Raw genomic sequence first — 8936 nt, 5'->3', positions numbered from 1 at the left:
GAAACTGTCATGGCTCAACTGCCATCATGGTTCGAGCACTACAACAATCTTCACCCGCACAAGGCTTTAGGATATCAATCTCCACGAGAGTTCCTGAGCCGAAATGCTCAATCCTGAAAATGTCCGGTTTTTATGGGGCAACTCCAACAGTATGCTTCTGGATATGATCGCGGCCATAGCTCGAAAAGATTATGATGATCGCAGGCGGCGGCAGAAACAAGGAATAGCCAAGGCCAAAGCCGATGGAAAATATAAAGGCAGGCCAGAAAACAAATCGCGGAATGCAGCACTTCGGAAAATGCTGGAGGGCGGTCAAAGCTGGAACAGCATTATAGCTGCTACTGGTTGCAGCCGTTCGACGCTTTCAAAGTTGCGAAATTCGACTTCAACGTAAATCTGGCTCTACTCGGAGTAGTAATTTGGAAACAGCTGCAGAATTCAAGCGGCTAATCGACAAATATCTCGACAGTGGTATTCAGCTTCACAATGCAAAAGCTTGAGAGCTACAATGCCTGATTGCCGATCAGTATTGGCACAGGAAGTGTTGTTGGTTAGCAGCCACATGGAGTTAAGAGGGGCACTTTATGAAGCTTGAGACAAATCGCGTTTGAACAAGCCATTTACATGCTGTACCGCTTCGGCGGTTTGAAGGAGTGAACATGAAGCCAAAAGTGAACACATTGATCGTGGACTTGGATAACACGCTTTATGACTGGTTCCACATTTGGCACGCGTCCTTCTTGCCCATTTATGAAGGATTACGTGACCGTGTTGGCATCGATCCTATGGTTTTAGAAAAGAACATTCGCGAGATACACAGGAATCGCCGGACATCGGAATACACCTTCTTATTGGATGAACTCAAGTTCGAGACACCTAACGGAAGCAACTTAAGAGATTATCTGGCACAAGAGGTCCAGGCATCAAAAATAGAAAGGGACCGGTCCCTTCGTCTTTATCCAACAGTCCTAAAAACATTATGGCAAATTAAGAACCGAGGTGCACGCATCATCGCTTATACGGAGTCATTGTCATTCTACAGTGGTTACAGGCTAAAAAAGCTCGGCCTTGATGGTGTAATCGATTACCTTTATTGCCCGAAGGATCACGACTTGCCGACTGGCGTAGGCGTTGCCCAAGTTCGCAGCTTGCCGGATGAATTCTACGAGCTTCAAATTACTGAAATTCGTCACACAGCACCCAATGAGCTAAAGCCGAACGCGAGACTGCTGCGGGAAATAATAACCGATCTTAAAGCAAAGCCAGATGAGTGTGTATATGCAGGCGACAGTCTCTTTAAAGATGTGGCAATGGCCCAGGATGCGGGGGTATACGATGTGTTCGCCAAGTATGGTGTTTCTCAATCCCACCCGGGCTATGATCTTTTGCGCAAGGTCTCTCACTGGACCGACGAAGATATTGAAAGAGAAACACGCACCACATTACGAACCATAGTACCAACAACTTCAATAGACTTCTTTGGAGAAATACTGCAGAGCTTTGATTTTGTCAGCCAAGAGGCCAATGTTGCCGAATTAAACGCAACACACATGATCGACATTTGGAAAAAGTCCGTCGATGTTCAGCAGCACTTCAATCAGATCGAGATGCAGATTCGTAATTTTGCGATGACAGTCACTGGTGCGATGATGGCGGCCGCTGGAATTACCTTTCGTGATGGCCTTGCCGTTCATGTCTTTGGGTCGAACATCAGCTTGTCGGTTGCGATTGCGATAATTGCTTTAACCATCTGGGCTGGCTTCTGGTTTATGGACCGTCATTGGTATCACCGATTGTTAAAGGGGGCGGTCGACCATGCTACTATGATCGAAACCAAATTTGGCAAAAGTATTCCCGCCATAGCGTTGGGCTCCTCGATCAGCGCTAGTAGTCCAGTGAGATTCCTTTGTTGGGAGCTGAAATCGAACGGCAAAATTAATTTATTCTACGGCATAGGTGGAGTGATTATTGCACTTTTTTGTGCATTTGCGATATTTGCATCGCCGATTCCAAGTAATCAGAAGCAAGTGGCGACCGAAAATGGTTTCGACGTCACCAACGTTTTGCAGGAATCTCAAAACAGCAAATGAGATCAGTAGCTGATGCATGGTCTGTCCAGAAGCTGCCACAGCGGCGCTATGACATCCTCTCGCCGATAGCAGCGGTCTGAGGAGATACGACTTTTTCAGTGACACGTGCTTCAAGTTCAGGGTTTCTTGGTGCGAGCAGGCCAGGTTAGTTCTGCCCGCTTATGGTGTGCAAGCTCATCAATACCCAGAAGCGATGCCGCATAAGTGGACGCGCGCTTTCTCTTAATCTCACGATATTGGGCCAGATATTCGCCCACCATCTCGTACAAACGCTTGTCTATCCGTCTGAACAAGTCTCTATCATTGCAGAACCGATAATGCTTTCCCCAACCACGAATAATGCTGTCAACACGGTGGAGCGTTGCCACGAGCGAATAATGCCGAGATACCAGAGTGCCGGGCTTAGTAGTGCGCATTCCCTTGAGGCTTTTCGCAAAACGCACCGTTATGTTGTCGTATAGTCGGTTCACCGCCTTTTGCGAGGGGCGAAGCAACCCGTTATTGAATTCAATTCCGAGAAAATCGAATTTTTCGATCACGGACAGCGGCTCCACAGTGCTCTTTTCTTCCGAAAGAGTCATGTCGAACTGAGCTAATATCCGCTTAGCCAACCGCATCCGGGCTTGAGCGGCGGCAGCGGAAGGTGCCAGAATGATAAAGTCGTCGATGTATCGGATACAACAACAATCTCCTTGATTCATTTGTCGATCAAAATCGTGCAGCACAATGTTTCCAAGCAGGGGCGATAATGAATTCCCTTGCGCAACGCCTACATCATGGATGGGAAAAGCCTCGGCTTTTTCTTTCAACTCGACCATATTCTCGAGTTCGACTCTAATTGCCTCAGCAACGAATGCCGTGAATTCGGGATCGTCGATGGCTTCACTGATAATATTCAAAACTTGCTGCTTTGGTATCTTTGTGAAGAATGAACGAATATCGGCAAATGCCACATGGGTCGCCCCATTGCCGATTGCCTTCAGCACCGCTTGCACGGCTGCTGGTACTGCGCCAAGGCCGTCTGTCGATTTTGCGATTCCGCCAAAGCTGTAAGGGTTTTCGGCGAACGGCTTGAGCGCATCGACTGTGGAGAGTGCGTTTAGCACGGCACGCTGAACGATCCGCGATTTCAGCGGAGCAAGTACAATCGGCCGGAATTTACTGCTTTTCTTGCCGTCTGGTGTTTTCTTAGGGACAGGAATGCCTTTAGCTTTTCCAAATTTGAAGGACCGTTTCGCAAGCTGCGCGCTTAGCGAGTTGATATTCTCAGTCGCCTTCTCGGCGAATATCTGGACTTCGCTACGCACATCGTCAGAGGTCGATGTTTGGGCATTTTCTTTAATTACTTCCCACGCCCGTTCTAATGCCTTTCGGCTTTGAACCATTGTCATGAGGCGGGACTTGTTTTTCAATTGTCTCTAGGGTCCTGTTCATTAACCCCACCCGTGCGACAGGCACTACCTATGCAGAGGTACCCTGAGGCCCATTCTGCGCGTCGATGCGGGTGATCTGCGCCACTGCCTCGACACCGCACGTGACATCAAACGCACCGGGCAATCCGGCCGCTGACATCCATGCGATAGCCAGAACATCAACTTAATAGGACGCATGGATGTTCGCCAGATGTTCTGTTGCTATATCCACATAAATCTACCGAGACACCCGGCAAGTTCTGACCGCAGTTAGACTGAACGACTAGAGGTTTCGTAATGACAACCTGTCCAAGCAACCGTCGCCCTGTTGTTTTCGACCGTCAATTACTACAACCTATTTAACTCGCTCACAGTTTGCCGCAACTCATTGACGCATTTATTCATCGCATTGGCGGGATAAACGCTGTCTTTCGTGTCAAACGATGCCGTGAAACGGGAGCCATTGTCCATTTCAAGGATTTCGGCTTCAGCAGTTCCGAGTCCGGCAAAACGAAGATTGACCACCGTGTCGTTGTTGAAACGCTCGTCTACAGAATAAAAGACTGCCGCCACAGGATCGGGTTCCGCATTGATCGTCTTGGCGACAGCAGAAGTCGTCGTGTAATCGCCATTACCCATTCGGAAGCTGAAATTCAGGCTTTGGCTTGGTTCTGACAATTCCCGCCCGATACGTCCATCAACACGATTGAAGTGCAGTGCAATCGTGGAATGCTGGGAAATGCGTCCATTATCGATCCGCATGCCAACATTGTAAATCAAGCCCACTTTCTTAAAAACGTCCGTTGTTGTCATCTTGCAGACATACTCATTCGGGTCTGAAGCCGCCCGGTCGAGATAAACTTCCCAACCAGCCTCATTCATATAAACCTGCTTTTCAGCAGCAAAAGCAGATGCACCCATAAGATTGGCAAAAACAAAGCCGCCCATGAACAATACGGATCGAACGATACGCATTCCAAACTCCAGATTCTGGTAGATTTAACGGGGAACTTACGAGAAGCGGATTTTCACTTCTTCCAGCACCTGACTGATCTTCTTCGCTGTCGATTTTCTCTCTGAAATCAAGGCGATATAGAAAAGTACGATCACCACAGCGCAGAACCAGTATTCAATCGGGTTCACGACAAGGCAAAGAAAGCTGCCAATAACCAGCAGCATGGCGACATAACCCATCAGCTGGAATTTTGGCTTACCCCAGAGCTTCACAATCAATGCATCATCAGGTGACGCCTGAACCGTTGAAACAGCTTTGAAGCCCCACGGTCGAATGATCGACCCGCCCGAATAGCGCGTCTGAGCAGCATCTTTCTGTGTCGCCTTCACTTTTGAGAAAACTTCCAAAAAACGCTCCTGAAGGAATTCATTCACTCCTTCCCGCTCAGCGTTCCGGATTTTCACCAGTGTATTCACCGTTTCCGCCATGTTGCCTCCGCCTTACTGGACCTCAGCCAGCTATTACGAGTCTAAAAATACACAGTTTCATATCCCGTGGCTTCATGAATAGCAACCGTGCTTCATGCCGCGATGGATATTCAGCAACAAGTAGCCCTGAATCATCGTCGGATACGTGTTTCGCGCGGCATCTCTCAGGATGATCTCGCGCTAACGGCAGGTGTTGAGCGCAGTTATGTTGGGCATCTGGAAAGAGGCGTTAAGAATCCGACGATTAAAACTCTGGAAAAATTGGCTTTTGCGCTGAACTGTAAGGTTGCAGATTTTTTCGCGGAACCTGACGAAGAGGCGCTGTTGAGAAACAACCTGCGACCGGGACGCAGGAGCCAAACCGACACCAAAGAGTAATTTTCGCAGCCCCCGGGATTGCAGCTCGATCAGACTGAGACTTTAAAAGCCAAAAAGCTCACTGGAGAGGCTGGATTGCCGGTACAAACCGTGGTACAAAATACCGACTCGATGGGAAAATTGAATAAGCGTTTTCAATAACTTACAGAGTATGGAAGCCAGAATGGAGCCCTTCGCCCGCTCCAGTTTATCATCAGATCAGGTTTTACGAAGGCTGCCAGCAGGCGGCCTTTCGTGTTTTAGGACGCGAGGTTTTGGGACCGGATCCTAGCTACAGCAGCTTGAACGGCAGGCCCGAAACAAGCGCCTTTATATAACGCTTCTTCTGAAAGGAGCCGTTGAGCGAAATCCGTGGGATCGCTGCGGCTGGCATCACGCCTGTTTGCTGCAGCACTCCAGGTTGGGTGGTCACCCCCACATCGAAACCGGCTTCTGAAACGGCCCTGATTTCCCGTTCCCCCACTGCCGCCTTCCATCCATAGGGATAGGCAAAGGATCGCGGTCTGTAACCGGTATAGCGTTGCACTGCTTTGGTCGAACCGGTAATTTCCTTTACCAGCCGTCTGTCGTCGACGCGACGCAGATTGACGTGCGTGACAGTGTGCGCTCCCAGGTGCACAAGCGGATCGAGTGCAAGCGTGCGTAACTCGGATGGGTCCATCACCGATTCATCCACAAGGGAGATTGCGTCGATCCCAACCGCATGTGCTGCTGCATCTATGCGGGTTACGGCCTCATCTTCATCGAAACACTGCATGAACTGCACGAGCTGGGCAAAGGCCGCTGATTTCTGGCTGGGGCTTTCCGATCGAACTTCGACAGCACCACCGCCAAAGTCGAACTGGAAACTGTCGGCTTGCATCACCAGAGCTGCGATGGTCCGCCACCACATGGATCGCTTGCGCTCCACGAAGCCGGACGTGATGAAAATCGTGTAGGGAATGCTGTGCCTGGCAAAGACCGGTGCGGCGAATTCCGCATTGTTCCGATAACCGTCATCAAGCGTGAAGGCGACATATTTCCAGCCGTCGGCTGGCTCCGAAAGTAACCTCGGCAAGTCATGTAGATGCACAGGAACGAGGCCTGCTTCCAATGCCACTTCTATTGCCATTTCAAGCGTGTGCGGGGTTATCGAAAGAATGGCGTTGGGGTCCGTCCGATCCGTAGCATTTTCCGGCTTAACGTGGTGCATTGTGAAAACGACACCCCGTCCACCGACTGAAGGGAACAGTGCCGATGCACCGGAAAAGGCGATAGCCTCCAGTCCCGCACGGATCAGCGGATACTTCAAACTGCCCTTTATCGATCGCAAAGACATCTTCTTGAACTTACTCGCCCCAAAGGCCAGATTTGGCGAGGGAGCGCGCCCCATCAGTGAACCCCACTCGCCTATAGCAATTTCATCTCCCCGCGTGAATTGCTTTCGTCGCATGCTATTCCAAGCAAAAAGCCGCACGAAATGCGTGCGGCCCTTTGTCATCTATTTCAGTCGGCTTGATACTTCAAAGCGAAGTCGAACTCTTCCACCAGTCGGTACCACCATCATGCGCATACTGATCAATTTCAGCCAATTCCTCAGCACTGAATTCAAGCCCCTTCAGAGCGCCAAGCGAGTTTTCAAGCTGCGCGACCGAGCTGGCTCCGATGAGTGAAGAGGTGACGCGCGGATCACGAAGTGTCCAGGCAATTGCCATCTGGGCCAAAGTCTGCCCGCGACGTCCTGCAATGGCATTCAATGCCCGGATGCGCCCCAGCAGTTCTTCGTTCTCTGCGCTGGCTCTCAGGGATCCACTTTGATTCGCCCGCGCTCCTTCGGGAATGCCGTTCAGATAGCGAGAGGTTAGCAAACCCTGAGCCAGCGGCGAAAAGACGATGCAGCCGGTGCCCAGTTCATCCAGCGTATCGAGAAGCCCATTCTCAATCCAGCGGTTGAACATGTTATAGTTGGGCTGGTGAATGAAAAGCGGCACGCGCTCTTCCCTCAGTATCGCTGCCGCCTTCAACGTCAGTTCCGGCGAGTAGCTCGAAATACCGACGTAAAGCGCCTTGCCTTGGCGATGCAGATGCGCGAGCGCTCCCATCGTCTCCTCCAAAGGAGTTGTGGCATCGACGCGGTGCGAATAGAAAATGTCGACATAGTCGAGCCCTAACCGCTTCAATGATTGGTCCAGACTGGCGATCAGATACTTACGGCTGCCGCCAATTCCACCATAAGGCCCCGGCCACATCTCCCAACCGGCCTTCGACGAAATGATCATTTCATCACGATATGGGCGAAAATCGCTGGCCATGATGCGACCGAAGTTCTCTTCAGCAGAGCCCGGAGGCGGGCCATAATTATTGGCCAGATCGAAGTGCGTCACACCCAGATCGAAGGCGCGGAGGAGAATCGAGCGAGCATTTTCATAAACATCCCGACCACCAAAATTGTGCCAGAGGCCAAGCGATATAGCTGGCAAATCAATGCCGCTCTGACCGGTACGACGATAGATCATATCTGACTGATAGCGATCAGTTGCCGCAGAATAGTGCATAATGCATCTCCATGGGTGAGTTCGGCCACGCATGGAAGACAGCGCCTATCCCATGCATAACAGGTGAAGCGCATATTCAATCCTGAAGGATGCTGACGCAACGCCAATCTATTGAGTGCGCCTAAACGAAAGAATGATAAAAATTTAACCACACTTAAAGCAACATAGCTTCTTCAGGAACCATTAATTTCGTGAGACCCTGATCTTCTCGGATAATATCAATCAGCCGCCGCAAACCGGATGGGACCTGTCTCCTGCTTGGATAATACATAGTAAGTGGCAGCCCCTCCGAAGCCCAGTCGGACAGCACGGCTTCAAGCGCCGTATCTCGGTAACTTTGAACCAAGGGCTACAAGCAATAGGCAAAGCCGATCCTAGCCGGACCTGCTTCGATAGCCTGCTCCGTCTCGTTGGGGCAAATCGATCCCTTCACATCGATTCGGCGCAGGAAAGCTCCATTTCCTTGCTCCCACGCATTGTGGGAAGTGTTACCGAGCCTCGTCTCTATACACGGCAAGCGGACCGTCCGGCGTTTGAGAGCGCTCCACCCTTGATATTTGAAGCAGGAGAACTGACCTCGATCTATTGCAAAGGACCGGTTAATGCGACCCCTATCATACTTCGCGCCAGCTGGTCCCGATAACGAATCCCCGTGTCAAAGCCTTTGGGGATGATATCGAGCAACTGGTCAACTATGGTCATATCCAGATGTATATCGGGATAGGTTTACGTATAGCGCGGCAGGACGGGCACAATAATCAGCCGGGCAGCATCGCGCAAGGCGTTGAGGCTTATCCTGCAGGATGGATAGTTACACTGGCCGGTCAGCGCCTCGACGGCCTTCGCCTATTGTGCTTAGCCCTATTTCAAGCAGGTCAGCGAAAGCAGCGCCTGCACCCGTTGGGGTTAGAGATCGGCTTTTGCGGTTAAGCACTGGCTTGATTTGTATTTTTGGCTATAGACGTCAAAAAACCCCGTAGATTTTCTACGGGGTTTGAATGGTATTTTGTTGATTTTGGTTGCGGGGGCAGGATTTGAACCTGCGGCCTTCAGGTTATGAGCCTGACGAGCTACCGGGC

General features: G+C 50.6%; 8 protein-coding genes and 1 pseudogene. 4 read left to right on the top strand and 5 right to left on the bottom strand.

Annotated elements, in window-relative coordinates:
• From FJQ48_RS12455 to FJQ48_RS12445, 3 genes and pseudogenes are all read left to right on the top strand, one after another.
• On the top strand, positions 1 to 117 hold a 117-nt coding region (locus FJQ48_RS12455), incomplete at its 5' end, for an integrase core domain-containing protein (protein ID WP_139974652.1).
• A 28-nt stretch (positions 118 to 145) separates the two neighbouring features.
• Positions 146 to 394 (top strand): annotated as a pseudogene (locus FJQ48_RS12450) (helix-turn-helix domain-containing protein); the annotation flags it as partial.
• Positions 395 to 659: 265 nt separating this feature from the next.
• Complete coding sequence (locus FJQ48_RS12445; protein ID WP_139975397.1) at positions 660 to 2090, top strand: HAD family hydrolase; 1431 nt, start codon at positions 660 to 662, stop codon at positions 2088 to 2090.
• 116 nt (positions 2091 to 2206) lie between these two features.
• Here the strand turns inward: FJQ48_RS12445 and FJQ48_RS12440 are convergent, their stop codons facing one another.
• The 3 genes from FJQ48_RS12440 to FJQ48_RS12430 form a co-directional block, all read right to left on the bottom strand.
• On the bottom strand, positions 2207 to 3502 hold the full coding sequence (locus tag FJQ48_RS12440; protein WP_210236260.1) for a reverse transcriptase domain-containing protein: 1296 nt from the start codon (positions 3500 to 3502) through the stop codon (positions 2207 to 2209).
• A 348-nt stretch (positions 3503 to 3850) separates the two neighbouring features.
• Positions 3851 to 4450, bottom strand: a complete 600-nt coding sequence (locus tag FJQ48_RS12435; protein ID WP_180350199.1) for a hypothetical protein — start codon at positions 4448 to 4450, stop codon at positions 3851 to 3853.
• Positions 4451 to 4513: 63 nt separating this feature from the next.
• Positions 4514 to 4945: a hypothetical protein gene (locus FJQ48_RS12430; protein ID WP_139975395.1), complete on the bottom strand. Its 432-nt coding sequence runs from the start codon at positions 4943 to 4945 to the stop codon at positions 4514 to 4516.
• A 102-nt stretch (positions 4946 to 5047) separates the two neighbouring features.
• Here FJQ48_RS12430 and FJQ48_RS12425 point away from each other — a divergent pair, with 102 nt between their 5' ends.
• The gene (locus tag FJQ48_RS12425) at positions 5048 to 5323 is read left to right on the top strand and encodes a helix-turn-helix transcriptional regulator (RefSeq protein ID WP_139975399.1); all 276 of its coding nucleotides are present in this window, start codon (positions 5048 to 5050) and stop codon (positions 5321 to 5323) included.
• Between the two features lie 271 nt (positions 5324 to 5594).
• Here FJQ48_RS12425 and FJQ48_RS12420 read toward each other — a convergent pair whose 3' ends face one another.
• Both FJQ48_RS12420 and mgrA read right to left on the bottom strand, forming a co-directional pair.
• Complete coding sequence (locus FJQ48_RS12420; protein WP_139975398.1) at positions 5595 to 6641, bottom strand: polysaccharide deacetylase family protein; 1047 nt, start codon at positions 6639 to 6641, stop codon at positions 5595 to 5597.
• 184 nt (positions 6642 to 6825) lie between these two features.
• A complete protein-coding gene (gene mgrA / locus FJQ48_RS12415; RefSeq protein WP_139975394.1) occupies positions 6826 to 7857 on the bottom strand; it encodes an L-glyceraldehyde 3-phosphate reductase in 1032 nt (343 codons plus the stop codon).
• Positions 7858 to 8936 lie beyond the last annotated feature (1079 nt).

Source organism: Ochrobactrum sp. CGA5 (assembly GCF_006345815.1).
Taxonomy (GTDB): Bacteria; Pseudomonadota; Alphaproteobacteria; order Rhizobiales; family Rhizobiaceae; genus Brucella.
This window is presented reverse-complemented; position numbering and strand designations above follow the sequence as displayed.